Raw genomic sequence first — 26,769 nt, 5'->3', positions numbered from 1 at the left:
AACAACCCGTTCATTATGTCTTGCGACGCAAAGCGCCAGGTTAATTGTTGTTGTTGAGCTGCGCCGGCGCCGGATCGGCGCCATTGCTCATGCCGGGCATGGAATGGCCCTCATGCTGCATGTCCATTCCGGGCGTGCTAGGCATGCCGGGCATGTCGTTCTGCATGCTGTTGCCGTCGGTACGCTCGGCGGGCTCGCTTCGGGCCGGAGCACCCGTCGCCGGCACGGTGGCGGCGGGCGCCACGATACCTTCGTCGGCGTGACGGGTGTCATATTGCAGCTTCTCGCGGTTCTCGGCACTTTCCTTGCCACCGCCGCCCATCATGTCGATGTGCATCATCTCGCTCATGCACATTTTGCCTGGCGTGGCGCACATATTGAGGATGGCGTTGTAAAGGTCGGCGTCGGCCCCGGCATAATAACGCACCGGTTCCTTCTCGCTCGGCTTCTCGAGCTTCAGATAGGCGTCGCGGTTGAGCATCGTTCCTTGCTGCTTGACCTGCGCCACCCAGGCGTCAAATCCCTCTCGGTTCAGGCCGTGGAACTTGAAGCGCATGTGCGAGAAGCCTGCACCGCTATAATTGGCGGAAAAGCCCTCATATTCGCCTTCCTTGTTGATGACGGCATGCAGCTTCGTCTCCATGCCCGGCATGGCATAGATCTGGCCGGCAAGGGCAGGGATGTAGAAGGAGTTCATCACCGAGGAGGCGGTGATCTTGAAATTGATCGGCATGTCCACGGGGGCAGCGAGTTCGTTGACGGTGGCAATGCCGAGTTCGGGATAGAAGAACAGCCACTTCCAGTCGAGCGCCACGACCTCGACGTTCAAGGGCTTGGTATCAGCCGGAATGGCGCGCTCCGCATCGAGGCGGTCGAGCGGGCGGTAGGGGTCGAGCTTATGGGTGGAAATCCAGGTGACGGCGCCGAGAGCGATGATGATCGCAAGCGGTGCCGCCCAGATCACGATTTCGAGGCGGGTCGAATGGTGCCATTCCGGCGCGTAGGTGGCGGCCGTATTGGAACGTCGGTAGCGCCAGGCGAAGAACAGCGTCAGGAAGATCACCGGTATGATGATCAAAAGCATCAGCACCGTCGAGATGACGATGAGATCACGCTGTTGCATGGCGATGTCGCCGGAAGGCGCCATGACCACCATGTTGCATCCTGCCAGGAAAAGCAGCGGCAAGACGGATAGAAGGCGGGAAAACTTCGCGAGTTTTGGCACGTCTCTAAGCTCTTGTTGTTTCGTTTGTTCCGCGACTAACGCACTGGACCAGATAGCGACATGAGGTGTTTGGTCGCAGTGCAGCAATCATGCCGCACTGCGGCAAGAATCATGTTGCACTACAGCTTTGAAATCCTGATGAAATCAAGAAGGATTCTTCGGCGAGCGCATGTTCCAAACAATATATCCGCCTGAACCGGCCAGGCCAGCATCCCATCGCAAAATCGCGGTCCGGATCACGCTGTTTTTTCCGTCCACGCCTCATTTTGAGCCGCCATGATGAACTATTTACGTCTTACGGACTTGATAAGCCTGCAGGTTTGATCAAGATCAGGCTGAGGCGCCTTGCCGAAAGCGCTTCAACGAGGGAGGCGTTTTATGGCTACAACATCGCATTACGGACCGTCGTCGTCGTCGCTGGAACGCGACGCGCGGCGCATTCACGACGACAAGCCGGTTTCGCCGGGCAGCATCGCCATCGGCGTGGTGATCGGCCGCATGTCGGAATTCTTCGATTTCTTCGTCTATGGCCTTGCCTCGGTCCTGGTCTTTCCACAGCTGATTTTCCCCTTTGCTCCGGACAGGCTGACGGGAACGCTCTATTCCTTCGCCATCTTCTCGCTGGCCTTCCTGGCGCGCCCGGTGGGCTCCGTGGTCTTCATGACGATCGACCGGCTGTACGGCCGTGGCACCAAGCTGACGATCGCGCTTTTCCTGCTCGGCGGCTCAACGGCCTCGATCGCCTTCCTGCCGGGTTACAACGAGATCGGCGTCTGGTCGATCGCCTTGCTGGCGCTCTTCCGTCTCGGCCAGGGCTTCGCGCTCGGCGGCGCCTGGGATGGCCTTGCCTCGCTGCTCGCGCTCAATGCGCCGGCCAAGCACCGCGGCTGGTATGCGATGATCCCGCAGCTCGGCGCGCCGATTGGTTTTGCGCTGGCCAGCACGCTCTTCGGTTATTTCGTCGCCAATCTTTCCAATGAGGATTTCCTCTCCTGGGGCTGGCGTTATCCCTTCTTCGTCGCTTTTGCCATCAATGTCGTGGCGCTGTTTGCGCGTCTGCGCCTGGTCATGACCAAGGAATTCGGCACGCTGCTGGAACAGCACGAACTGGAAGCAGCTCCCATCCTCGACGTGCTGCGTGTCCATGGCCGCGACATCCTGATCGGCGCCTTCGTGCCGCTGGCGAGCTTTGCGATGTTCCACCTCGTCACCATCTTCCCGCTCGGCTGGATGAGCCTTTACGGCAACCAGCCGATCGGCGCCTTCATGGTGGTGCAGGTGGTCGGCGCCATGGTCGGCATTGTCACCATCATCGCGTCAGGCCTGATCGCCGACCGTATCGGTCGGCGCGCCCAGCTTGCCATCTGCGCCGTCATCATCGCTATCTTCAGCTTCGTCGGGCCGATCCTGATCGCGTCCGGAAACAGCGGTCATGACGCTTTCGTCATCATCGGCTTCGGCGTGCTCGGCCTTTCCTTCGGCCAGGCGACGGGCTCGATCTCTTCCCGCTTCGGCCGCGGCTACCGCTATACCGGCGCTGCCTTCACCTCGGACCTGGCCTGGCTGATCGGCGCAGGTTTTGCACCGCTGGTGGCGCTCAGCCTTTCCAGCCGCTTCGGCCTGCCCTTCGTCGGCTACTACCTGCTGTCGGGCGCCATCTGCACCCTTGCAGCACTCGCCTTCAGCAGGGCGCTGGAGCAGCGCGAATAGACGGACTTGAACCCAGAGGCCTGCATGGGAAACCATGCAGGCTTTTGTTTTTAGCCGACATTCTGGTCGGCGATAAACTGAATTGCTTTCTTGCGATCTGAACAAGTTTTCGCACGGCTGCGATAAGCCAGCTTGATGAGATCGAGCGTCAGACCGATTTGCGAATCGATCAGCCGGTCAGGACGAATTGGTGGAACGCGCCAACTGGTCATTTCACGATCTTTTATCGTGATCTATCGTGTTCGCCAGAAAATCGAACAGGTGGAAATTTCGCGCCTCGTTCAACGCGCACAGAAATGGCCGCCGAAATCTTGCTTTGAAAACCTACTGCGCCATCTGCGGCTGTTTCGCCGCCCGGGCTGCGGTCAGCTCCGCGGTGGTGTGGTTCAGGCGGTCCGCCAGCACCCGCATGATTTCCACAGCCATCTCGGGGAAGTCGCTGAGCAGCTTCAGGAAGTGCTCCTTGCTGATGCGCAGCACTTCGAGCGGCGAGGTGGCGCGCACCGTTGCCGTGCGCGAGACGTCGCAGAGAATGTCGATTTCGCCGACGATCGAATTGGGTTCGACATCGGCGACCTTGATCTCGCCCGCCGGCGAGGAGACGACGATATCGGCGGTACCCGAGAGGATGACATAGGCGGCGTCACCGACATCGCCCTGATGGAAGAGATCCTGTCCGGCCTTGTAGGTCATGCGATCGGAGGTAAAGGCCAAAAGCTTGAGCTTTGCTGGCGCGATCCTTGAAAAGATCGGCACCCGTCGCAGCATTTCGACTTCGTCTCTCAACAGCATGAGCGTTTCAATCCCCTGACGCAGGGTCCACAGGACCAGGCATCTTCAAACTCCGAGGTGTTCCCCATCGGGAACACCCACCATCGCCGCCCCTATAGAATATTACGATAACAGTTCCTTGAACATCCCGTTTTTCTCGGAAAGTTCCGGATAGTTTCCAGCCTCCGCCAATCCGCCGCGATCGAAGAGCAGGATCCGGTCGAACTTCTCCGCCAGCCGGGCATTAGAAAGCACCCAGATGATCGCCGGCCGATGGCCTTCTTCGTGCAGGCCTTCGATGATGTTGCGGGTGATCTGATCCTGAACCCGTTGGTCGAGCGCCGACAGTGGCCGGTTGAAGATGAAATAGTCCGAGCGCTTCAACAGCGCGCGGGCAAGGTTCAGCTTCTGCCGCTGCACCATGGTCAGTCGCTTGCCGCCGGAGCCGACGTCGAATTCGAGGCCGATCGACAGCACGTCGTCATAAAGGTCGAGCGCATCGAACAGTTCGCCCATGATGCCGCGGATGCGGTCGGAGGCGTCGGCTTGCTGATAGGCGATACGGCCGAAGAGCACATTATCCATCAAGCTTGCCGACGGGGTGAAACGCTCGGCATCGTAGCGCTCGATCAGCTCGGCGAGATCGGCCGGAATATGCTCGTGGAACTGCTTGCGGGCGTTGACGATCTTGTCCATGAGCTCGTTCGTCAGCAAGCCGAAGCGGTGGCGCGGCTCGATATAGGCAAAACTCAGCCGGATGATGGCCGAACGTTCCTCGGGCGTGGCGTCCTCGAAGCGGCGGCTTTGCAGCTTCTGCAGCAGCGCCTGGTAAGTCGGAATGTCGTCCGCCGTCATGAAGGTCAGCTGCTGGAAGAAAGGATGGTCCGGCGGCAGGTCGTGGAAGAGTTCCACCGCGTTCTCGGCGATCTCGAGGCCCATGGCGTAGAGATCCGTGCTGAGGCCGGTTTCACGGAAGAGCTCCTGGAAATAGGGATGCGCGGCAAGCCTCCGATTGGTCATCAAAGGCCGCTTCATCGTGCCGAAGAGCAAATTCTCGCCAACCGTCGCCTGGGCGTTGTAGGCGTCGAAATCGAAAGGCACGACGATCGTGTCGAGCCCCTCGTCGCGCAGCCGGTCGCGCAGCGAGGCGCGGAGCGCCACGACGTGGTTGCTGACTGCCACATGCACATCGGTATTGACGGTCGAGCGCAGCGCCAGATCGAGGATGTCCTGCGAGATCAGGACGGCGTCGAGCACCGGGCGGATCGCTTTCAGCAGGTCCTCGGGCCCGCTGGCGCCGGCGGCCTTGTAGTCCACCCAGTCGCTGTTGAGGTCGAGCGTCGGATTGCCGGCCTTCTCTGCCTCGGCGGAATGCCATTTGTACTCCAGCGCTTCCCGCTCGTCGTAAACGGGATCGGTCATCGGCGCATGTTTGAGGCCGTAGAGCAGATTGCTGGCCAGCGTGCCGTGGAAGAAGAAGGTGTCGGCCGAGGCATAGGAGATCCGCCGGCCGGTAATCGATTCCGGCAGGTCCAGGAGATCGCGCCCGTCGATGGTGATGCGGCCGGAGTCCGGCCAGACCATGCGGCCGAGCGCTTCGGCGAAGGCTTCCGCGCCGCTGCCATTCGGCCCGACGATCGCCACCGTCTCGTTCGGCTTGATCTCGACGGAGACGTGGTCGACGAGGCGGGCGCCGCTGTCGTCGGAGAGCGAAAGATTGGTGACGACGAGCGCGCTGGTCAGTGCGCCGACCGGGGCCGTCGCGAGTTCCTGGATACGGCTGTCGATCAGCGGCTCGACATTGAACTGCTCGTAGACCTGCTGGTACTTCACCTGCACGTCCTGGCGCATCTGGTCCCAGTCGATCAGTTCCTTCAGCGGGCCGGGCAGGTCCTTGTAGGCTGAGATGACGGCGACGAGCTGGCCGATGTCGAGCCGGCCCTGTAGCGCCAGGTAGCCGCCGATGGCGTAAAACAGAAACGGCGTGACCTGGGCGAGGAAATTGTTGATGAACTTCACCAGGAACTTCCACTGGTAAAGGTCGTAGCGGATCGAGAAGATCCGGCCGAGCCGCGAGGCGATGTCGGCGCGCTCGAGGTTCGATGTGTCGTTGCCGTGGATCGTGCCGATGCCGTCGACGATTTCGCCGACGCGGCCGGAGAGTTCGCGCGCCGTCAGCTGCCGCTGGCGGCCGAGATCCAGCAGCCGCTTGCGCATGCGGGGAATGACGATCGCCTGCACGCCGACGATCCCGGCGGCGATCATGCCGAGCCAGAAATTCTGCACGATGATGAAGGCGAGCGCCGTGATCGCCTGGCCGCCAAGAAGGGCAGGGGAGACGAAGGCATCGCCGGTGAAGCCGCCCATCGGCTCCACCTCGTCCTTGATCATGGTGGCGATTTCGGCCGATTTTACCCGCTTGAAGTGGATGGGCGGAAAACGCAGCACCCGGTCGATCAGCTCGAAGCGGATACGGCGCAGCATGCGCTCGCCGAGCCGGCCTTTATAGGTGTTGATGTAGAACTTGAAGAGGCCGTTCAGCACCACCAGCGCCAGAAACACCAGGCTGAGGGCCATCAACATCTGGAAACGATTGAGCTGCAACCCTTGGAAGAATTCGACATGGCCGATCAGCGGGATGTCATAGGCAATATGCATGAAGGTCTGCCTTGCGCCCGGACCTTCGAAGCCGTCACCCTGAATCGGTCCGTTGACGATCTGCTTCGGCAGGTCGAAGGACAGGAAGTAGGGCACCATCGAGGCGGCGACGACAGCCAGAATCCACAGCTGCTGCAGCCGCGTGTTCTTCCAGATGTAGCGGGCGAGGCTTTTTTCCATGGCTAACCGTCAGCTTGCTGGGAAATTCCGGGGGCGCGATCCGGGCGCCGGGACGGGGAGGAATTTTGAGAACAGGACCATGCAGCCGGACCGCCGATATCGCAATGAAAACAAGGCGAAGCGACCGGCTGCAGAAATGCCGATTCTCGCCGGAACTCTGCTTATATCACAGGAATTTTGGATTAGGCGAGGGATTCGGCAATCATGGAGCGAATGATGGCGGCGGTTTTCTCCGCTCCGGCGAGATCGAGCAAGACTGGCGCCCTTATCTGTGCCGCGAGTGCCTTTTCGACGGCCTCCTTCACATGGTCCGACGTCAGTCCGTCTTCCGGCAGAATATCGGCAAGGCCGAGTGCCTGCAGCCGTTCGGCGCGCACCGACTGCTCGGTCTCGCCGCCGGCGACGAAGGGGATGAGGATCGCCCGGCACTCGGTGCGCAGGAGATCGCCGACGGTATTGTAGCCTGCCTGCGAGATCGACACCTTGGCGCTACGCAGCAGCGAGGGAAAATCCTTTCGGAAGCGCACCAGCGTCACATTCGGGGCGGCATCCTCAGACAGCGCGGCGAAATCGGCCTCCGGCAGGTTGGGGCCGGCGACCAGCAGCCACCGAAGATCGGCGGGTAGCAGCGCTGCTGCCTCTTTGGCCGCGCCGATCAGTGCAGCACCGACCGCGCCGCCGCCCGCCGATGCGATGATGTCGAATGTCTCGGTCGGTTCCGGCGCCGGCGGTGGTGCGACGAGGCCGGTATAACGCAGCCTGTCGGCGATCTCGGATGTCAGCGGGAAGGTGTCCTCGAGCCTGATGAAATCGGGATCGCCGTGGACGAGCACGGCATCGAAATGATCCTTGACCAGCTTGGCGGTCTCCGCGTCGCGGCCTGCCTTGCGGTTTTCCTGCAGGATGTCGCGCACCGAGCTTAGGAGTTTCGGCCGAGGTTCGGCCTTTTCGATCGCCTCGAGCAAGGGCAAGAGTTCGAAGCGCATCTGTCGCCGGCCGAAGGGGAAGGCTTCGATGATGACGACATCGGGCCTGGCGGCATGGAAGGCATCGAGAAGCAGCGCGCGGCGGGCATTGAGGAAATCCTCGCCCGCTGGCCGGCCATTTGCATCGGCGAGGCCGGAAAAACCGGCATTGCTGGCAACGACCGCCGGCAAGGCCACGGTCTTTATACCCTCGCCCGGAAAGCCCGGCACAGGCAGGCCGCCGGTCACGACAGTCACGTCAAAACCGTCTTCGACAAGCGCATTGGCGATGCGGCTGGCGCGGGCTATGTGGCCGATGCCAAGCAGATGCTGGACATAGAAGAAAATACGCGCTGCCGTCATGACGCCTTCTGCCATTCGGCCTCGAACAGGCCGGTGAGCTGTCTGATGCTGGAGTGATAGTCGAAATGTTCGCGCACCTGGTTTTCGGCTGCGTCGCCGAGACGCTTGCGCAGTGCTGGGTCGCGGATTGCCGCCTCCAGCGCTCTGGCCAGCAGCGCCGGGTCCTCCGGCGGCACGACGAGGCCGTTTTCACCGTTCTTCAGGAGCTCAGGCACCCCGGATACTTCGGTCGAGAGGCAGACGAGCCGCTGGCTCGATGCCTCGACCAGGACGTTCGGCAGGCCGTCGCGGTCGCCGTTGGCGGCGATGCGGCAGGCAAGTGCGAAGAGGTCGGCGCGGCGGTAATGATCGAGCACGTCTTCCTGTGCCATGGCGCCCTTCCAGACGATGCGAGGGGAAATGCCGAGTTCCGTGGCCAGCGCCTTCAGTTTCCCAAGCTCCTCGCCGCCGCCGATATGGTCCATGCGCCAGTTAAGATCGGCAGGTAGCAGTGCCAGCGCCCGCAGCAGCACGTCGTAACCCTTTTTCTCGACGGCGCGGCCGACGCTGAGGATGAAGGCCGGATCGTCGGGATCGCTCCCGGTCCGGTCCGAGCGCTCGCCGGCAAAATGGCCGAAACGGGCAAGATCGAGACCGTGGTAACTCAAGTGCACGGTCTCTTTGCGTGATGTCAGCGTCCGCATGTGTTCATAGCCCGTCCTGGTGCAGGTGACGGTCCAGCGGGCGCTGCCGAGTTTCTCGTTCAGCTCCCAGTCGGGCGACGTCCAAATGTCCTTGGCGTGCGCCGAGCAGGTCCAGGGGGTGTCCGTGAGGATGCTCGCATATTCCGTCACCGAGGCCGGCGTGTGGATGAAATGGGCATGCAGCCATTCGCCCTCGTCCGGCCATTCACGCCCCAGCACCAGTGCCTGGCCGAGACGGCGGAAACGGTTGCGGGAGAGGTCGCGCTTGAGGTCGGCGAGGAAGCGTTTCATCAGCGTCTTGAAGCCGGGTTTGGAGAAACCGGCGGCCAGGCCTTTCAGCACGCGGATTGGCTCTTCGTGTAGATATTCCGGCAGATAGACGACACGCGCCCGGATCTCGTCATGCACGGGATGGCGCTTCTTGTCGGTCGGCCGGCGCATCGAAATCAGCGTGAGGTCGAAGCCGGCCTTTTCGAGGCCGAGCAGCTCCTGGGCGATGAAGGTTTCCGAAAGGCGGGGATAGCCCTTCAGCACAACGAGGATCTTGCGGCGTGGCGGCAAGGCTGTGCCCTATTCCGCGCCGACGAGGGAAAGGTGGCTGCCGCGGCCGTCGATCCACCGGCCGACGGTCTGCGAGATATGGTCCAGCCCTTCGAGACGCATATTGCCGCCGCTCTTCGACGGCGGCTGGCGGAAGGGCAGGCGCTTCAGCGCTTCGGCCATGATGGTGGGGTCGACCGACTGATCCGGCAGCAGCATGTCGACGAGGCCGAGCTCGCTTGCCCGCTGGGCGCGCAGCAGTTGTTCCTCGCGTGGCTTGACGCGCGGCACGATGAGGGCCGGCTTGTCGAAGGAGAGGATCTCGCAATAGGTGTTGTAGCCGCCCATGGCGACGACGCCGGTGGCGCTGTCGATCAGCTCTTCCATGTGGTTGTCGAACTCGATCACCTCGATATAGGGGATCGCTTCTCCCTTCTGCACCAGCTTGGCCCGCTCGGCGGCCGGCATATAGGGACCGAGCACGACGAGCGCCTTCTGCGTCAGCGTCGGGTCGGCCTCGTAGGCGTTCATGACGTCGTGGACGAGATCGGAGCCGTCGCCGCCACCACCAGTCGTGACGAGGATGTAATTATCCTTGCGGGCGTTGATTGAGGTCTTTCCCCTGGAGACGCTGCGCTGCAGGAAGCCGACGAAATCCATCTTCCGGCGCAGGCTGGCCGGCACGTCGAGGCCGATCAGCGGATCGTAGAAATCCGGCGGACCATAGACCCAGACGCTGTCGTAATATTGGTCGATCTTCTGCATGATGCTGTTCTTCTTCCACTCGGCCTCGAGCAGATGCGGCGCGTCCATGATCTCGCGCAGGCCGAGCACCAGGACGGTACCGCGAGCCTTGAGATAAGCCAACGTATCCTCGACCTCGCCCTTCAGCCCCATCGGTTCCTTGTCGACGATGAAGATATCTGGCTGGAAGGTCTCGGCCGTGTGGCGAATGCTCGACTCGCGCATCTTCAACGTCTCGTGCAGGTCGATATGGCTGGCAAGCGACGTATATTCGCCGTTGCGCAGCTTGATGACGCTCGGGATCTTCACGAAGTCGACGCGGGCGCGGTAGTCGAAGGCGCCGGCGATCGTGGCACCCGAAATGATCAGAATGTTGAGGCCGCGATAATCCTCCACCAGCGCATGGGCGATGGCGCGACAGCGGCGCAGATGGCCGAGACCGAAGGTGTCGTGGCTGTACATGAGGATGCGCGCATCTTCGAGACGTCTGGACATGGGCATCCCTTCTGGGGTGAGCGACATACTTAGTGCCCCCACCGTCGGGAGGCCAAGAGGAGGGGGCGGTGCCGTGACGTACCGCCGCATTTCCTGCTATTTGTAGGGATCTGCCGCATCACGCAAGCCGTCTCCCAGAAAGTTGAACGCCAAAATGACAAGAACAACAGGAATGATCGGATAGAGCAGCCATGGATAGAAGGCGATGACGCTGACGCTTTTTGCCTCGGTCAGCAGAATGCCCCAGCTGGTGATCGGCGGACGAAGGCCGAGGCCTAGGAAGGAGAGCGCGGTCTCTCCAAGGATCATGCCGGGGATGGAAATCGTCGCCGAAGCGATGAGATGCGACATGAAGCCCGGCACCAGATGTCGGCCGATGATGCGCGGCGTGCTGGCGCCCATCAGCTGTGCGGCCTGGACATAATCCTCCTCACGCAGCGCCAGGAGTTTGGAGCGCACGGCACGCGCCAGCCCCGTCCAGTCGATGATGCCGAGGATGACGGTGATGCCGAAATAGATGACGATCGGGCTCCACGTCACCGGCATGATGGCTGCCAGCGCCATCCAGAGCGGCAGGCTCGGCAGCGATTGCAGCACTTCGATCAGGCGCTGGACGATGAGATCGAAAAGGCCGCCGCGATAACCGGCAAGGCCGCCGATGATGATGCCGAGCACGAAGCTGATCGAAATGCCAATCAGACCGATCGTCAGCGATATCCGCGCGCCGTAAAGGATGCGCGACAGCACGTCGCGGCCGAGCCGGTCGGTGCCGAGCAGGAACATCTGCCCGCCGATCGCCGGGCAGACAAGATGATAGTTCGAGGCGACAAAGCCCCAGAATTTATAGCCATCGCCGCGGCAGAAGAAACGAATCGGCTGCACGTCATTCTTCTTGTCGGTATAGACCCGGTGGAGCGTGTCGATATCGAGCGTCATGCTCCGGCCGTAGACGAAGGGACCGACGAAGCTGCCCTTGTCGAAGAAGTGGACGCGCTGCGGCGGTGCATGGATGAAATCGACATTGCGCGTGTGCAGGCCGTAGGGCGCCAGGAACTCGACGATCAGGATCATCAGGTAGACGGCGGCGAGAAAGATGCCGGAGATCAAAGCGAGCCTGTGCTGCTTGAACTTCCACCACATCAGCTGCTTCTGCGAGGCGAGATGGATGCGCGATTGCGCCGCCGTCATGCTTTCGGTCGCGTGCGGATCGAAAGGAGCGGTCGAGACGTAATGCGCAAGCGGCGCGCCGGGTGCAGGAAGGGGCGACATTATTTGGTGCTCCTGCCTTGCAGACGGATGCGGGGATCAAGGAAGCCGAGTGCGATGTCTGAGATCAGCACGCCGATGACATTGAGGAAGGCCAGGAACATCAGGAAGGAGCCGGCGAGATACATGTCCTGGCTCTGAAGTGCCTTGATGAGCATCGGCCCCGTCGTCTCCAGCGACAGCACGATCGCGACGATCTCGGCCCCCGAGATGATCGACGGAAGGATCGAGCCGATATCGGCGACGAAGAAGTTGAGCGCCATGCGCAGCGGGTATTTGAGCAGCGCCTTGAGGGGCGGCAGGCCCTTGGCGCGCGCGGTGACGACATATTGCTTCTGCATCTCGTCGAGCAGGTTGGCGCGCAGCCGCCGGATCATGCCGGCCGTGCCTGCCGTGCCGACGATGATGACCGGGATCCAGAGGTGAGAGAGGATCGATCGTGCCTTCTCCCAGCTCATCGGCGCCGAGATATATTGCTGGTCCATCAAGTGCCCGATCGAGATGCCGAACCAGATATTGGCGAAATACATCAGGATCAGAGCCAGCATGAAGTTCGGAATGGCGATGCCCATCAGGCCGAGGAACGTCAGCCCGTAGTCACCCCAGCTGTATTGGTGCGTGGCCGAATAGATGCCGATCGGAAAGGCGATCAGCCAGGTGAGCAGGATCGTCGTGAAGGAGACGAGCATCGTCAGCCAGAGGCGGTCGCCGACCACGTCGGAGACCGGCAGCTGATATTCGAAGGAGTACCCGAAGTCACCGTGCAGCATGCCGCCGACCCAGTAAAAATAGCGCACGATCTCCGGCTTGTCGAAGCCGTATTGCTGGCGCATCTCCTCGATTTCCTGAAGGTTGGCGGTCTCACCGGAGGCACGCAGCTCGGCGATCTGGCTCTCGAAGAAGTCGCCGGGCGGCAGCTCGATGATGGTGAAGACCAGCGCCGAAATGACGAAGAGCGTCGGCACCATGGCGGCGATGCGCCAGAGAATATATCTGAGCACGGCCTCAGGCCTCCTTATACCAGAATGCATCCGGCATATAGACGCCGAGATAGGAGGTGGGATCGAAGCCGTAGAGCGCTTTCTCCGGCAGGTTCTGCAGTTTGGCGGCGCGAAGAACCGGCTGCAGCGTGCTGTTGATCAGGCCGATCGAAAATACCTGCTGCGTATAGAGCGACAGCATCTTGTGCCAGATCACCTGGCGCTCCTCGAATTTCGCCGTCGAGCCCCATTGGCCAAGCAGGTCGACCAGTTCCGCAGCCTCAGGCAGATCCGGTGCGACGCCCTCCTGGCCCGCGGAGAGGTAATGCATGCCCCAGAGCGGCCATTGCAGCTGATCGTCGAGTGTTGGCGCAAGGCCTGCGGGCGACATGTCGGCCGTCGGCACGCCATTGTCGAGGCCGTACCAGATCGACATCATGATCGAACCGCTCATCGCGCGGTTGCGGAAGACGTCGCGCTGCGAGGTGCGGGTATAAAGCGCAAGGCCGATATTGGCCCAGTGGTCGTGCACCAGCTCCAGCACATCGGTGTCGAGATTGCTCTCGCCGGCGGTCTCGACGGTGATCTCGGCGCGCCGCCCGTCGGGCAGCAGCCGGATGCCGTCGTCGTCGCGCTTGGTCAAGCCGAGCTCGTCAAGCAGGCGGTTGGCCTCGTCGGGATCGAACTTCACGAAGGCGTCGGCATATTCCTGCTTGAAGAGCGGGCTGTCGGGCAGGACGGTATCGGCGCTTGGCGTGCCGAGGCCGTAGAAGGCCACCATATTGACCTCGTGCCGGTCGATCGCCAGCGACAAAGCGCGGCGCAGGCGCACATCGCGGAACAGGCCGCGCCACACCTCGTCGGCGCAGTTGAGGTTCGGCAGCAGCGTGATGCGCGAACCGCGCGCAAGCTTCCAGAGATTGACCTTTACCGGAAAGCGCTTCTCGGCCTCCTTCAGGAAGGTGTAGTCGTTGAAATCGATGCCGGTCACCTGCAGGTCGGCTTCGCCTGCACCCGCCTTGGCGGCGATGATCGACGACGAGGAGACGTTGAGGATGAAACGGTCGAGATAGGGAAGCTGCCGGCCGGTCTCGTCGATGCGGTGGAAGAACGGGTTGCGCTCGAAGACGAACTGCTCGGACGGCAGCGGCGTCGTATTGCGCCAGGGATCGAGCGTCGGCAGGTTCGGATTTTCCGGACGATAGGAACGCGCCATCTTGATGTGCAGATCCTGCCATTTCTTGACGCGGTAGGTCTTCATCAGCTCGTCCATCTTGGCCTGGTCGGGCTGGAACTTCTTGTGGAACTGCTTGAGATAATGACCGGGGCCGAAGATGACGAGCGGCTGGGGGCCCGCCAATGTCGGCAGGAACATCGGGTTGGGTTTTTCCCAGGTGTAGCGCACGGTCAGCGGATCGAGCATCTCGAAGCGCGGCAGGCTGCCGTGCGGACGAAGCTCCAGCGCCCCGCCGCCGGGCGTCAGCTTGTCGTTCAGGATGACGTCTTCCCACCAGTAGCGGAAATCGTCGGCCGTGAACGGCTGGCCGTCGGACCATTTATGGCCCTCGCGCAGCGTGAAGGTGAAGACCGTGTCGTCCTCGGACTGGAAACCGGCCAGGATGTCCGGCTGGAATTGCAGGTGCTTGTCGTAGCCGACCAGGCGGGCATAGCCGTAGATCGTCATGAAGCGGATGTCGCGCTGGCTGCCGATGATCGTGCGCACCGTGCCGCCGTAGGCACCGGGTTCGAGCCCCATCTCTTTCAGGTTGACGATGCGCGGGCGCACAGGAATGCGCTCGGCCATCGGCGGCAGGCCACCTGATGCAAGGCGCTCCTTCAGGAATTCTGGCTCGGCGACTTGTTGTGCCCTCACAACCGCCGGCGCAATCGCCGCGCCGACGAGGCCGCCCAGGAATGTGCGACGCGTCACCATCAACGCAGCTCCTTGGCATCGGCGCCCTTGCGGGCGCGCACCAGATGGCCGTCGCCGAGGTCGGCATAGGCAAGTTCGGAAGCATCGTCATGCTCGGCAGTGAAGGTCACGCCCCAGTTCTGCTTGTCGGCGGCGCCGTTTTCCCTGAGCGCCTTGAAATCGAGCGGTCGGTCGAGATCGGGGAAGGGGACGGCGGCAAGCAGCGATTTCGTATAGGGGTGCACCGGATCACGCAGGATGATCTCGCGCGGCGCGATTTCGACGATGCGGCCCTTACACATCACCGCAATGCGGTCGGCCATGTAATCGACGACGGCGAGATTATGCGAAATGAAGAGATAGGTCAGCCCCAGCTCCTTCTGCAGGTCCTTCAACAGGTTGAGGATCTGCGCCTGCACGGAGACGTCGAGGGCCGAGACCGGCTCGTCGAGGATGACGAGCTTTGGACCGAGCGCGAGTGCCCGCGCGATTCCGATGCGCTGGCGCTGGCCGCCCGAAAAACTGTGCGGGTAACGGCTAAGATAACGTTTGTCGAGACCGATTGCCGCCATCAGCCCCTCGACCTTACGCTTGCGCTCGTCACTGTCGCCGCGGTCATGGATCTCGAGCGGTTCGCTCAGGATGTTGCGCACCGTCATGCGCGGCGAGAGCGAGGAGACCGGATCCTGGAACACCATCTGGATCTTGGTCCGCATGTCCTGCAGCTCGGCGCCTTTGACGGCAAGGACGTCGACGACTTCCTTGCCGTCGTTGAACACCACCGCGCCGCTATCGGGAGTAATCGCACGCATCAGGATCTTGCTGAGCGTCGTCTTGCCACAGCCGGACTCCCCGACCAGGCCAAGACATTCGCCGCGGCGGATGTCGAAGCTGACGTCGTCGACGGCGCGCAGGACGGTGGCTTCGTGCTTGCCGAAGAAACTGCGCTTGCGCGTCTTGTAGGTCTTCGAGAGATTGGCAACGGAAAGCAGGATACCCGGCGCCTCTGCCTGGCGCGGCTTCTTCATGCCGACAAGGGCTTCGAGATTGACCTTCACATCGCGCAGCGCTTTCAGCCGCTCGCCGGGTTTCATGTCGAAATGCGGAACGGCGGCCATCAGCCCCTTGAGATAGGGATGCTGCGGATTGCGGAAGATATCCTCGACCGGCCCGGCTTCCATGATCTCGCCGTGATAGATGACGACCACCTCGTCGGCCATGTTGGCGACGATGCCGAGATCGTGGGTGATGAGCAGCATGGCCATGCCGAGCTTGGCCTGCAACTCGCGGAGCAATTCGAGGATCTGCGCCTGGATCGTCACGTCGAGCGCCGTCGTCGGCTCGTCGGCGATCAGAAGCGCCGGCTTGCAGATCAGCGCCATGGCGATCATCGCGCGCTGGCGCATCCCGCCGGACAGTTCGAACGGATACATGTCGTAGGTTCGATGCGGGTTGGAAAACCCGACCAGGCCGAGCATCTCCTCGGTCCTTTCACGGGCTTCCTGCTTGTCGACCTCGGTATGGATCAGGAGCACTTCGCTGATCTGATTGCCGATCGTATGCAGCGGCGACAGCGAGGTCATCGGCTCCTGGAAGATCGTCGCCATGCGCCGGCCGCGCAGATCGCGCATTTCCTCGCTGTCGCGCGGAAAGGACAGGATATCGGTCGTGCTTCCGTCGAGCGGATCGGTGAAGAGGATGCGGCCGGTAGCCTTGGCCGGATTGGGCAGGATGCCCATGACCGACTGGCTGATCACCGATTTTCCCGAGCCGGATTCACCGACGAGAGCGGTGACCTTGCCCGGAAGGATGCGAAGATTGGCTTCTTTTACGACGCGTAACCGGTCACCGAAAACCGAGAAGGAGACGTCGAGATTTTCAATACGCAACAGATCGGCTGCAGACGCCATACCAATGAAATTCCCCAGTCTTCTATGTTCCCGTTAAGGCACACTATCGTACCGCAAACGGGGTGTCTAGCTGATGACAATCATAGAAAAACCAGCATGTCCCGCCGAAGTTCCCCAGGCGAGACGCGCAGATTATGAGACGGGTTGTAAGCTGTTACTGGATGAATTTCTCCATGCTGGTGCGCGTGACCTGTTTCTTGGCGTCGCGATGCAGGAGAATGACCTGCTCGGCTTCGGAAAGTCCGTTCTGCACGGCCTCGCGGAAGCTCTCGTCGACATTGATTGCAGGCGCCGGCGCGCGCGGTTGCAGCACCGTCACCTTCTGGCGGATGCCGCGCAGCTTCTCCTCGCCGAGCGTCGTCCATTCGCCGCCGCAATAACCGGCGAAGGCCTGGCTGGCGACGACCTCGCGGCCGTATTTCTTGGTCAGGATCTGCAGACGCTGGACCTCGTTGACCGCCGAGCCGAAGGCGGAGAAGGTCAGGCGGTCCTTGAGGCCGACATTGCCAAACATGACATTACCGACATGCAGGCCGATGCCGTAGCCGACCCTGGATAGGCCTTTCTGCTCGCGGTCCCTGTTGAGCTCGGCGACCCGCGCCTGCGCCTGGTGGACAGCCGAAAGCGCTGCCTCGCAGGCAATCTTCGATGGGTCCTTGTGGCGCCCGCAAGGATAGACGGCGAGGAAGCCGTCGCCGAGGAAACTCAGGATCTCGCCGCCATTGCGGTTGAATGGGGCGGCGATCGCATCGAAGAACTGGTTCAGCGTGTCGATATAGGCCTGCCGGCCTTCCTTTTCGGCATACATGGTGGATTCGCGCATGTCGCCCATGACGAGGGCTGCGCGGATCGTCTCACCGTCGCCGCGGCGGATCTGGCCGTTCAGCACCCGCTTGCCGGCGTCGCCGCCGAGATAGGTGGTCAGCATGTTGTTGGCGAGCTTGCCGAGCACCGCCATCTTGGCGGCGACCGCCAGATGGTTCTGCATCCTGAGCAGCGCATCGATCATGTCGTCGGAAAAGCCGGTGTTATGGTCCGTCGACCAGGAACCCATCATGCCCTGCACCGAGCCGTCGCCGAAGGGCTGCACGAAGGCGAGGTAATCGGTGATGCTGTCCTTACGCAGGTCCTCGAAAATGGGAAATTCGTTCGGCCCATCCTGCAGCAGCCGGCGGCGGATGTGCTGCAGATTGTTGTCGAGCAGGTAATAATAGGGGCTCTGCAGGAAGCGGTCCGGCTTTTGCCCGGCGGGCATGCGGAAGCCTTCGATGGTGACGCCGCTGGCGCGCCGCCAGGTGAAGCTGAGCGCATCGTAAAGCGGATGCAACATCGAAAAGGAAAGATGCACGCGCGCAAGCGGCAGGCCTGCAGCCGTGAGCCTTTCGCAGAAACCACGGACGATATTTTCAAGCTCGTCTCCGGCCAGCGAAGAGTTCGTCAGCCATTCAGCGACCCGGTCCAACAGGATGGAGGACACGCTGGATTCGATCGTGCTCATTCTCGGTATGATCCTCATAAGGCACGCCATCCCCAAGAGCCAAAAGTCCCTCGGCCGGCACATTTTTCATGCGCAGGTCACAAGGAAATCAGGATGTACGAGCGGTATTATTGTGTCAACGATCTGCCCAAAACCCGGCAGCGGCGCCCTCAGTTCCCAATAGCGGGATAGGACGGGTAGTCCTTTCCAGGTGGTTCATTATCAAAAGTCAAAATAGGGATGCTGCAAATGCGAAACAATGGGATGCGCATTTTTTTGTGCGCTCAAGTTGCACAAGGGCCGTCACCGAGTCATTTCGGCCACACCGGGTCAGCCACATCCGATAAGCATCGCAAGGGGTCGCGGCCGTGTTTTCTGCTCCCCTCGTCAGGTCAGAGACGGAGCCCGGGTTTAATTTGCCAGGATCATGCATTAGATCAGCCTTCTCTTCCCCGTTTGAAAGATCCCGCCTTGGTTATCTCCCCCTTCGATACGCTTTTGCAGAAGATCGAAACCCGCGCGGCGCGTGCCGGCATCATCGGCCTCGGCTATGTCGGCCTGCCTCTGGCGATGGCGGTGGCGCGCAGCGGCTTTGCGGTCACGGGCTTCGACATCGACCCGGGGAAAATGGTGGCCCTCGATGCCCGCCGCTCCTATATCGACGCGGTGAGCGACGAAGCACTTTCCACCGAGATCGATGCGGGACGTTTCAAGGCGACGACCGATTTCGCCGGCCTCGACGAGTGTGACGTCATCATCATCTGCGTGCCGACGCCGCTCACCAAGCATCGCGATCCCGATCTTTCCTTCGTCGAGGCGACGTCGCGCTCGATCGCCGCGCACCTGCGCCCCGGTCAGCTCGTCGTGCTGGAATCGACCACCTATCCCGGCACGACCGATGACGTGGTGAAGGTCATTCTCGAAGGCACCGGGCTGAAATCCGGCTCGGACTTCTTCGTCGGCTTCTCCCCGGAGCGCGAGGATCCCGGCAACCAGCATTATCATACCGCGACGATCCCGAAGGTCGTCGCCGGCGACGGCGCCGAGGCGCTGGCGCTGATGAAGGCCTTTTATGGCGCGGCGGTATCGTCCGTCGTTCCGGTCTCCTCGAATGCGACGGCAGAGGCCGTGAAGCTCACCGAAAACATCTTCCGCTCGGTCAACATCGCCCTCGTCAACGAGCTGAAGACCGTCTATGCGGCGATGGGCATCGACGTCTGGGAGGTCATCGATGCGGCCAAGACCAAGCCCTTCGGCTACATGCCCTTCTATCCGGGCCCGGGTCTCGGCGGCCATTGCATACCGATCGATCCCTTCTACCTCACCTGGAAATCGCGCGAATACGAGCTGCCGACCCGCTTCATCGAACTTGCCGGCGAGATCAATTCGGCAATGCCGCGTCATGTCGTCGGCAAGCTTGCCGAGGCGCTCGACATCCGCGCTGGCAAGGCGCTGAGCCGCAGCAGGGTGCTAGTGCTCGGGCTCGCCTACAAGAAGAACGTCGCTGATATAAGAGAGAGCCCGTCGCTGCGCCTGATCGAGATCATCGAGGAGCGTGGCGGACGGGCGGATTATCACGATCCCTTCGTCGCCGAGATTCCGCCGACGCGCGAATATCAGGCGCTGAAGGGCCGCAAATCGGTGGCTCTGACGCCGGAGACCATCGCCGGCTACGATGCAGTGCTGGTCGCGACTGACCACGACAAGGTGGATTATTCGGCGCTCGCAAAAAACGCCTCGCTGATTGTCGACACGCGCAACGTCTTCAACCGGCTAGGCCTCTCGGCCGATCACGTCATCAAGGCGTGACGGAAACAGCCGAAAGCGACTTGCCGGTGATCTGGCTGGCGGCCACCGCATAACCGCCGGCGGCGCCATCGATGAAATGGATGTGATCGCGCGCGATCGGCGTCGGCACGAAGCAGGTCATCAGCGCTGAGGATTGCCGATGCAGGCCGTAGCGGGCCACACCCTTGGCCTGGGCGTGTTGCAGCAAAGTCTCGATGCGCTTCAGGTGTTCGGCGTCGACGTCGATCGTCATCTTCAGCCCGTCGTCGAACTTGCGGAAATCGGAATTGTCGGCGACGTCGCGCTTGTAGCGGCGGGCATCGAAGCGGCCAAGCGGAATGCCGAGCCTGTAGCACGCGACCGTGATGGCGAGCTGCAGGAAGATAAAGAGCTTCTGCCATAATCGCCGGCTGGGTGGCGCGGTGGCTTTGGCCTCGCGATTGATGCCATGCAGCGAGAAGGCAAGGTTAGGACCATCGGCCGGCACCGGATGGCTGTCCCGGTTCTGCTCGCTGGTAATGGCGACGATGCCGCTGACGAGTTCTTGAAATTCCCGGCCTGGCCGGCCTTCGCCGGGCACGGCGATAATCGAGACGATCTCGCCGTTTCTAGCATCGATCGGGCTCCAGCGGCAGGATAGACCGGTGAGATCCGGGCGCGTTCCCGGGACCGCGCGGGCAATGCCGTAACGGCCGAGTTTCATCTGTCTTTCGGCCCAGCTGGTGCCGCCGCCCCAGAACATCGCATAGGTGACAAAAGGGCTTGCGGAGTAACGTGCGACGCGGACGTCGAGGCCCTCGGCGCGGGTGTCGGCGACCGGTACGATGGCGATGCGCAGCACCAGGTTTAGATCTTCCTCGACCCAGACCTGTGCGGCGGCAAGAGCATCGCGTGCCGCCGCCTCCAGCGAACCCGGAAGCGCGATCAGCGCGCCGTCGCCGCCGAAGGCGAAGGGATAGTCGCCCTTGCCGACGGCATTCAACACCGCCGAAATGACGCTGGCGCCCGCCATGTTGACGTCCTTGTAACGCCCGGCGCCGATCGCCTGCGTCGAGCCGACGATATCGGCGAGCGCCAGCACCCATCCGTCCGGCAGCGGCCGGTAGTTGGCGGCATCGGTCACGCCTTCGAATTCGCTGAAGAGCGGCACTTCGGCAAAGAAATCTTCGTTGGTCACGGTTTTCATGTCATCGAGCTTAGCACAGACCCATGTTGCCACTGCAACGCCAATTCCCATTTACGGCAATCGACTTGGCGAGGTTTCATGTGTTAGAGCCTTTCCTGGTTTCCAGGATGCACGGAAACGCTCTAACTTTTTGTTTTTATGCAATTCCGAACGCAAAACTGCTCCCGCACTTTTTGCTGGAATTGTTCCAGGACCGCTAACGATTTCATGACGGATACGGATTAGATGAGTCGCCTCGACAGCTTCATTCGCCGGTTGACGGCTCAACGCGACATTCTGAACTCGATCATCGATCTGGTAGGGGAAACTGAAGGCCCGGTGCTGGAGTTCGGCCTCGGCAACGGCCGCACCTATGATCACCTGCGCGAGAATTTTCCCGGCCGGCGCATTGTCGCTTTCGACTGGGAAGTCCGTTCCTATTCTGCCTCGACACCAGAGGCGCAAGACATGGTCACCGGCAATATCCGCGAGTCCGGCCAGGCCTTCGTCGGCATCGGTGCGGCCCTGGCCCATGCCGATATCGGCACGGGCCATGACGAGATCGACGCGGTGACGCTGACCTGGTTGCCGCAACTGATGGCCGGCGTGCTTGCCCATAACGGCGTCGCCGTCAGCGGGCTGCCGCTGGAGCATCCCGAGCTGGTCGCGCTGCCGCTGCCCGATGGCATCAAGGAAGGGCGTTATTTCCTCTATCGAAGGACGTAAAGGTGAGCATCGGCGCTGCTGCATAATTCCTGAAATCGGAATCGATTTAAGGATAAAATTGTGCAGCAATGCAAAGTGCTACAACGCCGAGCGTCTAAAAAGGCGCGCGGCGCTATAGTGTTTCGGTTCACGCCACCAGACCCTTGGTCAGCTCCAGCGCCTGCCGTTCGAACAGCCGGCGATAGATACCGTTGTTAAGCCGGATCAGCGCCTGGTGGTCGCCTTCTTCAACGATATTTCCCTTGTCGAAGACCAGCAGCCGGTCCAGCGCTCGCACCGTGGATAGCCGGTGTGCGATGACAAGCGTCGTGCGGCCGCTCATCAAGCGTTCCATGGCCTGCTGGATCTGCACTTCGCTCTCACTGTCGAGGCTCGATGTCGCTTCGTCCAGGATCAGCACCGGCGCATCAGCCAGGAAGGCACGGGCAATGGCGACACGCTGCCGCTCGCCGCCCGACAGCTTGACGCCGCGTTCCCCCACGAGTGTCTCATAGCCCTTGGGAAGGTCCATGATGAAGTCGTGGGCGCTCGCCTGTTTGGCTGCGTGCTCGATCTCGCGGCGCGAGGCGTTCGGCCTGCTATAGGCAATGTTTTCCGCCAGCGTCCGGTGGAACAGAATGGGCTCCTGCTGCACGATGGCGATCTGGCCGCGCAGGCTGGATTGCCTAACCCCTGCGATATCCTGCCCGTCAATGCGGATCGCGCCCGAATTCACGTCATAGAGGCGCTGGATGAGCTTGACGAAGGTGGTCTTGCCAGAGCCCGAATGCCCCACCAGGCCCACGCGCTCACCCGGCTTGATGGTGACCGAAAAGTCCTCATAAAGCGGGGTGGGATGAGCGCCATATTGGAAGGTGACGCGATCGAAGACGATCTCGCCCTCGCCAATCTTGATAGGCCTGGCGTTCGGCTTGTCCTCTATGCCTAGCGGCATCTTGTCGAGCAGCACCAGTTCTTCCATGTCGTTGACGGCACGCTGCAGATTGCGGATGTCCTGGCCGACATTGCGCAGATAGCCTTGCAGAACGAAGAACATGGCCAGCACGAAGGTGATGTCGCCGGGCGTCGCCAGCCCCCGCTGCCACATGACCAGGCCCGTTCCCAAAATACCTGCCTGCATGGAAACCATCATGAAGCCTTGGATCGTGCCGCTCAATGTGCCGCGCTTCCATGTCCGCCGCGTGCGGCTGTCCCATCTGGCCAGCACCAGGCCCAGTCGCGTCTCTTCGCGGCTCTCGGCCCCGAAGGCCTTGACCACCGAATTGCAGCTGATGGCATCCGCCAGTGCGCCACCAAGCTTGGTGTCCCAGGCATTGGCAAGCCTTGCCGCCGGCGACACGAAGCCCATGGAAAGCGCCACGGTGACACCGATATAGATCAGCGAGCCCGCAGCCACGATCAGGCCCATGATCGGCCAGTAGCTGCCGAGCACGATGCTGGCGCCGACCAGCATGACGATGGACGGCAGCAGCGCTACCAGCAGCAGATCGTTAAGCGCGTCGAGCGCCCACATGCCGCGGGTGATCTTGCGCACCGTCGAACCGGCAAAGCTGTTGGCGTGCCAGTCGGTCGAGAACCGCTGCACCTTGTGGAAACCGTTATTGACCACATCCGCCATGGTGCGCAGCGTCAGCCGGATGATGCCGTTGAAGATGAACCAGCGCAGTGCCACGCTGGTCAGGCCCAGAGCCACGACGATGACGAAGGCGTGCAGCGCCTGGTCAGCCGCATTGCTGCCGGCAATGGCATCGACGATCCGGCCGGAAAAAACCGGCACCATGACTTCTGCCAGGGTGCTTGATATCACCAGCACGATGATACCGCCCACCAAGACAGGCCGATGACGCCAATGATGGAAAACAAAGCCGAGCACATGGCGATAGGCATCGGCGCGGAAATCGAGCTTCTTGCGAGTCATTTTAATCGCCCGGCCCGTGTCGGAAACCGGTCCTCAAAATCGAGAGTTGGATGGCACAGCCCGAGCGGGAGACAAAATGATCCCGTCAGATCAATCGGGCCGTTGAAGGATGAAAAAACCGCATGTCGCGCGCGCTTGAGGCGGGCCGCGAATGGAAATGACCTAGTGTCGGGACATTCCGCACGGGAAGGTTTCGATGATTGCTGGCATGCAACGCCTCCCTATGTTCGAACTAAAGCGGTGAGCTTTTTGTACCGGAGCAATGCGCCATTGCCAAGCGGATATTTGCAACCTTACGGAAGTGATGCGGAAACGACACACCTTGTGCGCTTGCCAGGTGACGGTTGGGCCGGCTTGCTCACCCGCAGTGGCATCGTGGTCAGTGATCTGCCGCTGGACCATCCCGCGCTTGCACCTCCACCGCAGGCAATCATCTGCGCTCACGAAGCGCAGGAATAGGATCTGGCCGGGAGCGCGGTCAGTTTTGCCTCGAAGTCGGCTCCGATTTTGTCCAATGTCACGCTGTCCAACCGTCGCAGCAGCAGAGCCTGGGCTTCCTTCATCGCGTCGCCGAGGACGACATTCACCGCCTGCTCCACAAGACACTGCGGCTGATCGTCGGCTGGGCCGATGGCGAAGAGATGTGGCTCGCCGATGGCGCGGTAGACGTCGAGCAGGGTGATCTCAGACAGCGGACGCACCAGCGTCCAGCCGCCGCCATGGCCTTTTTCGGAGCGGACGTAGCCCTGTTCGCGAAGGCCGGCCATGGTGCGGCGGACGACGACGGGATTGGTGTTCAGCATCTTTGCAATCATGTCGGAGGTCGCCGAGTGCTGGTGCTTATCCATGTGGATCAGCACGTGCAGCATGCGTGAAAGGCGGCTGTCATTGCGCATCGTTGTCTCCCCGTCGATCGGACGGGTCATTATCGCAAGCGGATCGTAACAAGACAAGTAACATGATGCTTGACGTTACCGCATCATGTAACTTATGTTGAGTCATGAGTTCGATATCCAAGGAGAGTTTCATGTCATTTGAAGCGATCGTCATCGGCGGAAACTTTGCCGGCCTGTCGGCGGCCATGCAGCTTGCCCGGGCGCGGCGGCGGGTTCTGCTGGTTGACGCCGGCGCGCCGCGCAATCGCTTTTCTGAAGCGTCGCATGGGTTCCTCGGCCAGGACGGCCAAACACCGGCGGCGATCATGCAGGAGGGAAAGCGACAGCTTTCGCTTTATCCGACCATCGCCATCCGCCAGGGGAAAGTCGTCCGGGCGAACAGCGATGGTGATGCGTTCATCGTCGGCACTGAAGACGGCGGCGAAGAACGAGCCGCGCGCATCGTGCTCGCAACCGGTGTCAGCGACACGCTGCCCGAAATCCCCGGCCTCAAGGAGCGATGGGGCCGTTCCGCGCTGCACTGCCCCTATTGCCACGGTTTTGAGGTGAGCGGCGGCAAGCTCGGTGTCCTTGCAAACCATCCGCATTCGGCCCATTCGGCGATGATGATCCCGGACTGGGGAGTAACGACCTTTTTCACCCAAGCGCTGTTCGAGCCCGATGAAGAGCAATTGGCGAAGCTGACTGGCCGCGGTGCCCGGATCGAACGCAGCCCTATCGTCGAATTGTTGGGCGACAATCCCAAGCTCGAGGCGGTTCGCCTCGCCGATGGCCGCGTCGTGCCGCTGGACGCCGTCTTCGTCGCGCCGAAAACTGCGATGGCGAGCCCGGTTGCCGAACAGCTTGGCTGCGCCTTCGACGACGGCCCGTTCGGACCGATCATCCGCACGGGTGACAACAAGGAAACCACCGTCAAGGGTGTCTTCGCTGCCGGCGATGCGGCAAGCGCCATGCACAATGCAACGCTGGCCTCCGCCTCGGGCGTGCTCGCCGGCGTGCACTGCCATCAATCGCTTGTCATGCGGACGGCCGCATAGGGCAGAAGCAGCGCGTTAAACGGATAGAATTCTCGGTGCAAGGTCAGGGGGTCTTAACGCCCATCCCGCAGTCGGCAAAGTGAAAATCTAAACGCGTTAAGCATTGCTTTTAAAATAATGACCCGATGCAACCAACTTATTGCAATTTCTACGTTTGAATTGTAGCTGTTTTTTCAGCTGGAACTACCGTCGTTCTACGACGCTGGCGAACATTAGCAGACGCGCAGCAAACACAAATGGGGCATCGAAGTGGGGTTTTCTGAGGCTGCGGGGACGGCTCTGGTGCAGAAATATGCAACTTTCTCCGGCAGGGCCTCCCGCTCGGAATATTGGTGGTTTGTTTTATTCTATTTCACGGTGCTGTTCGCGATCGGAATTGTGTGCCTTGTGACCTCCAGTTTTTCCGATTTCCGAGGCGGAGTTCCGTCACCAGTGGCCCTCCTCTTGTTCATCGGGGGATTGACTTGGCTCGCAATGTTTTTGCCACAGGTGGCCCTTCAGGTTCGCCGCTTCCATGATCGCAATATATCCGGTTGGTGGTATCTCGCGCTGTTCGTCGGCGGCTTCGTTCCCTACATCGGCGTCATCGCAGGTATTGCGATCCTGGTAATCAGCGTGCTCCCGGGCACAGATGGTCCGAACAAATTCGGGCCAGATCCGCTGCGTCCCGAAGCGAGAGCGGAGGTCTTTGCCTAGAGCATGGCAATCCGCAACGTGGGTCTGCCGGTGGCTCTGTTCATGGCCCGCCCGGTTCGGTTTCCGCATCAGCGATGCGCCTGTTTGAAGCAACCGACTTATTGCAATTTCTACGTTTGAATTGTAGCTGTTTTTCGTTCGAAATTACGATCAACCAAGACACTCATTAGACTGTGGGTCATTGCGGTTGCAGGAAGAAGACAGGGGGCATTGAAATGGGGTTTACTGAAGCTGTTCGGACAGTTTTAACGCAGAAGTACGCAACCTTCTCCGGCAGGGCATCGCGCTCGGAATATTGGTGGTTCGTGCTGTTCTATACCTTGGTAGGGCTCGCGCTTGTAATTTTGGCTTTGGCGATAGGCGCCTTTTCCGACCAACAGGGTGGAGTTTCGTCAGCGGTGGTCGCCATCATGGTGATCGGTGGATTGTTTGCGCTGGCGCTCATTTTACCAATATTATCCCTTCAGGTTCGTCGCTTTCATGATCGCGACATTTCCGGTTGGTGGTATCTCGCGCTGATCGTCTTGGGCATGGTTCCCTATATCGGTACCATTACGGGTCTCGCGATCACGGTTATTTCCGTAATGAGGGGCACAGAAGGCCCAAACAAGTTCGGGCCGGATCCGCTGCGTCCGGAAATGAGAGCAGAGGTCTTTGCCTAGAG

Annotated in this window: 21 protein-coding genes; 6 read left to right on the top strand and 15 right to left on the bottom strand. The window is 61.1% G+C overall.

The window, feature by feature from the left end; translation table 11 throughout:
- Positions 1 to 40: 40 nt before the first annotated feature.
- Entirely contained in the window at positions 41 to 1,225 is a 1,185-nt protein-coding gene (gene cyoA, locus U5G49_RS26275; RefSeq protein ID WP_193443809.1) for a ubiquinol oxidase subunit II, read from the bottom strand.
- 378 nt (positions 1,226 to 1,603) lie between these two features.
- On the opposite strand from cyoA, the gene U5G49_RS26270 reads away from it, so the two are divergent.
- Positions 1,604 to 2,935: an MFS transporter gene (locus U5G49_RS26270; protein WP_018246254.1), complete on the top strand. Its 1,332-nt coding sequence runs from the start codon at positions 1,604 to 1,606 to the stop codon at positions 2,933 to 2,935.
- Between the two features lie 50 nt (positions 2,936 to 2,985).
- On the opposite strand, the gene U5G49_RS26265 is transcribed toward U5G49_RS26270, so the two are convergent.
- From U5G49_RS26265 to U5G49_RS26215, 11 genes are all read right to left on the bottom strand, one after another.
- Complete coding sequence (locus tag U5G49_RS26265; protein WP_193443807.1) at positions 2,986 to 3,147, bottom strand: hypothetical protein; 162 nt, start codon at positions 3,145 to 3,147, stop codon at positions 2,986 to 2,988.
- A 112-nt stretch (positions 3,148 to 3,259) separates the two neighbouring features.
- A complete protein-coding gene (locus U5G49_RS26260) occupies positions 3,260 to 3,727 on the bottom strand; it encodes a cyclic nucleotide-binding domain-containing protein (protein ID WP_193443805.1) in 468 nt (155 codons plus the stop codon).
- A 102-nt stretch (positions 3,728 to 3,829) separates the two neighbouring features.
- Entirely contained in the window at positions 3,830 to 6,544 is a 2,715-nt protein-coding gene (locus U5G49_RS26255; protein WP_193443803.1) for an ABC transporter ATP-binding protein, read from the bottom strand.
- A gap of 182 nt (positions 6,545 to 6,726) precedes the next feature.
- A complete protein-coding gene (locus U5G49_RS26250; protein ID WP_193443801.1) occupies positions 6,727 to 7,887 on the bottom strand; it encodes a glycosyltransferase family protein in 1,161 nt (386 codons plus the stop codon).
- Positions 7,869 to 9,116, bottom strand: a complete 1,248-nt coding sequence (locus tag U5G49_RS26245) for a glycosyltransferase (protein ID WP_018448783.1) — start codon at positions 9,114 to 9,116, stop codon at positions 7,869 to 7,871. Before U5G49_RS26245 ends, U5G49_RS26250 begins: the two co-directional genes overlap by 19 nt.
- Positions 9,117 to 9,125: 9 nt before the next feature.
- Complete coding sequence (locus tag U5G49_RS26240) at positions 9,126 to 10,334, bottom strand: glycosyltransferase family protein (protein ID WP_018246259.1); 1,209 nt, start codon at positions 10,332 to 10,334, stop codon at positions 9,126 to 9,128.
- Between the two features lie 96 nt (positions 10,335 to 10,430).
- On the bottom strand, positions 10,431 to 11,603 hold the full coding sequence (locus U5G49_RS26235) for an ABC transporter permease (protein WP_193443799.1): 1,173 nt from the start codon (positions 11,601 to 11,603) through the stop codon (positions 10,431 to 10,433).
- On the bottom strand, positions 11,603 to 12,601 hold the full coding sequence (locus U5G49_RS26230; protein ID WP_018246261.1) for an ABC transporter permease: 999 nt from the start codon (positions 12,599 to 12,601) through the stop codon (positions 11,603 to 11,605). The genes U5G49_RS26235 and U5G49_RS26230 overlap by 1 nt, the downstream gene beginning before the upstream one ends.
- A gap of 4 nt (positions 12,602 to 12,605) precedes the next feature.
- Positions 12,606 to 14,513 (bottom strand): ABC transporter substrate-binding protein, encoded by a 1,908-nt coding sequence (locus U5G49_RS26225; protein ID WP_193443796.1) that lies wholly within the window; start codon positions 14,511 to 14,513, stop codon positions 12,606 to 12,608.
- On the bottom strand, positions 14,513 to 16,402 hold the full coding sequence (locus tag U5G49_RS26220) for an ABC transporter ATP-binding protein (protein WP_193443794.1): 1,890 nt from the start codon (positions 16,400 to 16,402) through the stop codon (positions 14,513 to 14,515). Before U5G49_RS26220 ends, U5G49_RS26225 begins: the two co-directional genes overlap by 1 nt.
- A 154-nt stretch (positions 16,403 to 16,556) precedes the next feature.
- Positions 16,557 to 17,900, bottom strand: a complete 1,344-nt coding sequence (locus U5G49_RS26215) for an adenylate/guanylate cyclase domain-containing protein (protein WP_026188741.1) — start codon at positions 17,898 to 17,900, stop codon at positions 16,557 to 16,559.
- Between the two features lie 450 nt (positions 17,901 to 18,350).
- Between U5G49_RS26215 and U5G49_RS26210 the strand changes: the two genes are divergently transcribed.
- A complete protein-coding gene (locus tag U5G49_RS26210; protein ID WP_130729797.1) occupies positions 18,351 to 19,688 on the top strand; it encodes a nucleotide sugar dehydrogenase in 1,338 nt (445 codons plus the stop codon).
- Here the strand turns inward: U5G49_RS26210 and U5G49_RS26205 are convergent.
- Positions 19,678 to 20,904 (bottom strand): DUF3095 domain-containing protein, encoded by a 1,227-nt coding sequence (locus U5G49_RS26205; protein WP_193443791.1) that lies wholly within the window; start codon positions 20,902 to 20,904, stop codon positions 19,678 to 19,680. The two genes, U5G49_RS26210 and U5G49_RS26205, sit on opposite strands and share 11 nt — an antisense overlap.
- A gap of 174 nt (positions 20,905 to 21,078) precedes the next feature.
- On the opposite strand from U5G49_RS26205, the gene U5G49_RS26200 reads away from it, so the two are divergent.
- Positions 21,079 to 21,558 (top strand): class I SAM-dependent methyltransferase, encoded by a 480-nt coding sequence (locus tag U5G49_RS26200; protein WP_065276185.1) that lies wholly within the window; start codon positions 21,079 to 21,081, stop codon positions 21,556 to 21,558.
- A gap of 127 nt (positions 21,559 to 21,685) precedes the next feature.
- Here U5G49_RS26200 and U5G49_RS26195 read toward each other — a convergent pair whose 3' ends face one another.
- Both U5G49_RS26195 and U5G49_RS26190 read right to left on the bottom strand, forming a co-directional pair.
- Complete coding sequence (locus U5G49_RS26195; protein WP_193443789.1) at positions 21,686 to 23,476, bottom strand: ABC transporter ATP-binding protein; 1,791 nt, start codon at positions 23,474 to 23,476, stop codon at positions 21,686 to 21,688.
- A gap of 440 nt (positions 23,477 to 23,916) precedes the next feature.
- Entirely contained in the window at positions 23,917 to 24,372 is a 456-nt protein-coding gene (locus U5G49_RS26190) for an Rrf2 family transcriptional regulator (protein ID WP_115156718.1), read from the bottom strand.
- A 131-nt stretch (positions 24,373 to 24,503) separates the two neighbouring features.
- Between U5G49_RS26190 and U5G49_RS26185 the strand changes: the two genes are divergently transcribed.
- The 3 genes from U5G49_RS26185 (at position 24,504) to U5G49_RS26175 (ending at position 26,767) form a co-directional block, all read left to right on the top strand.
- Positions 24,504 to 25,409 (top strand): NAD(P)/FAD-dependent oxidoreductase, encoded by a 906-nt coding sequence (locus U5G49_RS26185; RefSeq protein WP_193443786.1) that lies wholly within the window; start codon positions 24,504 to 24,506, stop codon positions 25,407 to 25,409.
- A 249-nt stretch (positions 25,410 to 25,658) separates the two neighbouring features.
- Complete coding sequence (locus U5G49_RS26180; protein WP_115156716.1) at positions 25,659 to 26,105, top strand: DUF805 domain-containing protein; 447 nt, start codon at positions 25,659 to 25,661, stop codon at positions 26,103 to 26,105.
- Between the two features lie 215 nt (positions 26,106 to 26,320).
- The gene (locus U5G49_RS26175; protein ID WP_115156715.1) at positions 26,321 to 26,767 is read left to right on the top strand and encodes a DUF805 domain-containing protein; all 447 of its coding nucleotides are present in this window, start codon (positions 26,321 to 26,323) and stop codon (positions 26,765 to 26,767) included.
- Positions 26,768 to 26,769 lie beyond the last annotated feature (2 nt).

It is taken from the genome of Rhizobium indigoferae, from assembly GCF_034554815.1.
In the GTDB taxonomy this organism is placed as follows: domain Bacteria; phylum Pseudomonadota; class Alphaproteobacteria; order Rhizobiales; family Rhizobiaceae; genus Rhizobium; species Rhizobium leguminosarum.
This window is presented reverse-complemented; position numbering and strand designations above follow the sequence as displayed.

What these genes read in the sequence shown, in the direction of transcription:
- U5G49_RS26270 (WP_018246254.1), top strand. Translation starts at nt 1,604, where the DNA reads ATGGCTACAACATCGCATTACGGACCGTCGTCGTCGTCGCTGGAACGC.
- U5G49_RS26265 (WP_193443807.1), bottom strand. Translation starts at nt 3,147, where the DNA reads ATGACCAGTTGGCGCGTTCCACCAATTCGTCCTGACCGGCTGATCGAT.
- U5G49_RS26260 (WP_193443805.1), bottom strand. Translation starts at nt 3,727, where the DNA reads ATGCTGTTGAGAGACGAAGTCGAAATGCTGCGACGGGTGCCGATCTTT.
- U5G49_RS26255 (WP_193443803.1), bottom strand. Translation starts at nt 6,544, where the DNA reads ATGGAAAAAAGCCTCGCCCGCTACATCTGGAAGAACACGCGGCTGCAG.
- U5G49_RS26250 (WP_193443801.1), bottom strand. Translation starts at nt 7,887, where the DNA reads ATGGCAGAAGGCGTCATGACGGCAGCGCGTATTTTCTTCTATGTCCAG.
- U5G49_RS26240 (WP_018246259.1), bottom strand. Translation starts at nt 10,334, where the DNA reads ATGTCCAGACGTCTCGAAGATGCGCGCATCCTCATGTACAGCCACGAC.
- U5G49_RS26235 (WP_193443799.1), bottom strand. Translation starts at nt 11,603, where the DNA reads ATGTCGCCCCTTCCTGCACCCGGCGCGCCGCTTGCGCATTACGTCTCG.
- U5G49_RS26225 (WP_193443796.1), bottom strand. Translation starts at nt 14,513, where the DNA reads ATGGTGACGCGTCGCACATTCCTGGGCGGCCTCGTCGGCGCGGCGATT.
- U5G49_RS26220 (WP_193443794.1), bottom strand. Translation starts at nt 16,402, where the DNA reads ATGGCGTCTGCAGCCGATCTGTTGCGTATTGAAAATCTCGACGTCTCC.
- U5G49_RS26215 (WP_026188741.1), bottom strand. Translation starts at nt 17,900, where the DNA reads ATGAGCACGATCGAATCCAGCGTGTCCTCCATCCTGTTGGACCGGGTC.
- U5G49_RS26205 (WP_193443791.1), bottom strand. Translation starts at nt 20,904, where the DNA reads ATGGGAATTGGCGTTGCAGTGGCAACATGGGTCTGTGCTAAGCTCGAT.
- U5G49_RS26200 (WP_065276185.1), top strand. Translation starts at nt 21,079, where the DNA reads ATGAGTCGCCTCGACAGCTTCATTCGCCGGTTGACGGCTCAACGCGAC.
- U5G49_RS26195 (WP_193443789.1), bottom strand. Translation starts at nt 23,476, where the DNA reads ATGACTCGCAAGAAGCTCGATTTCCGCGCCGATGCCTATCGCCATGTG.
- U5G49_RS26190 (WP_115156718.1), bottom strand. Translation starts at nt 24,372, where the DNA reads ATGCGCAATGACAGCCGCCTTTCACGCATGCTGCACGTGCTGATCCAC.
- U5G49_RS26185 (WP_193443786.1), top strand. Translation starts at nt 24,504, where the DNA reads ATGTCATTTGAAGCGATCGTCATCGGCGGAAACTTTGCCGGCCTGTCG.
- U5G49_RS26175 (WP_115156715.1), top strand. Translation starts at nt 26,321, where the DNA reads ATGGGGTTTACTGAAGCTGTTCGGACAGTTTTAACGCAGAAGTACGCA.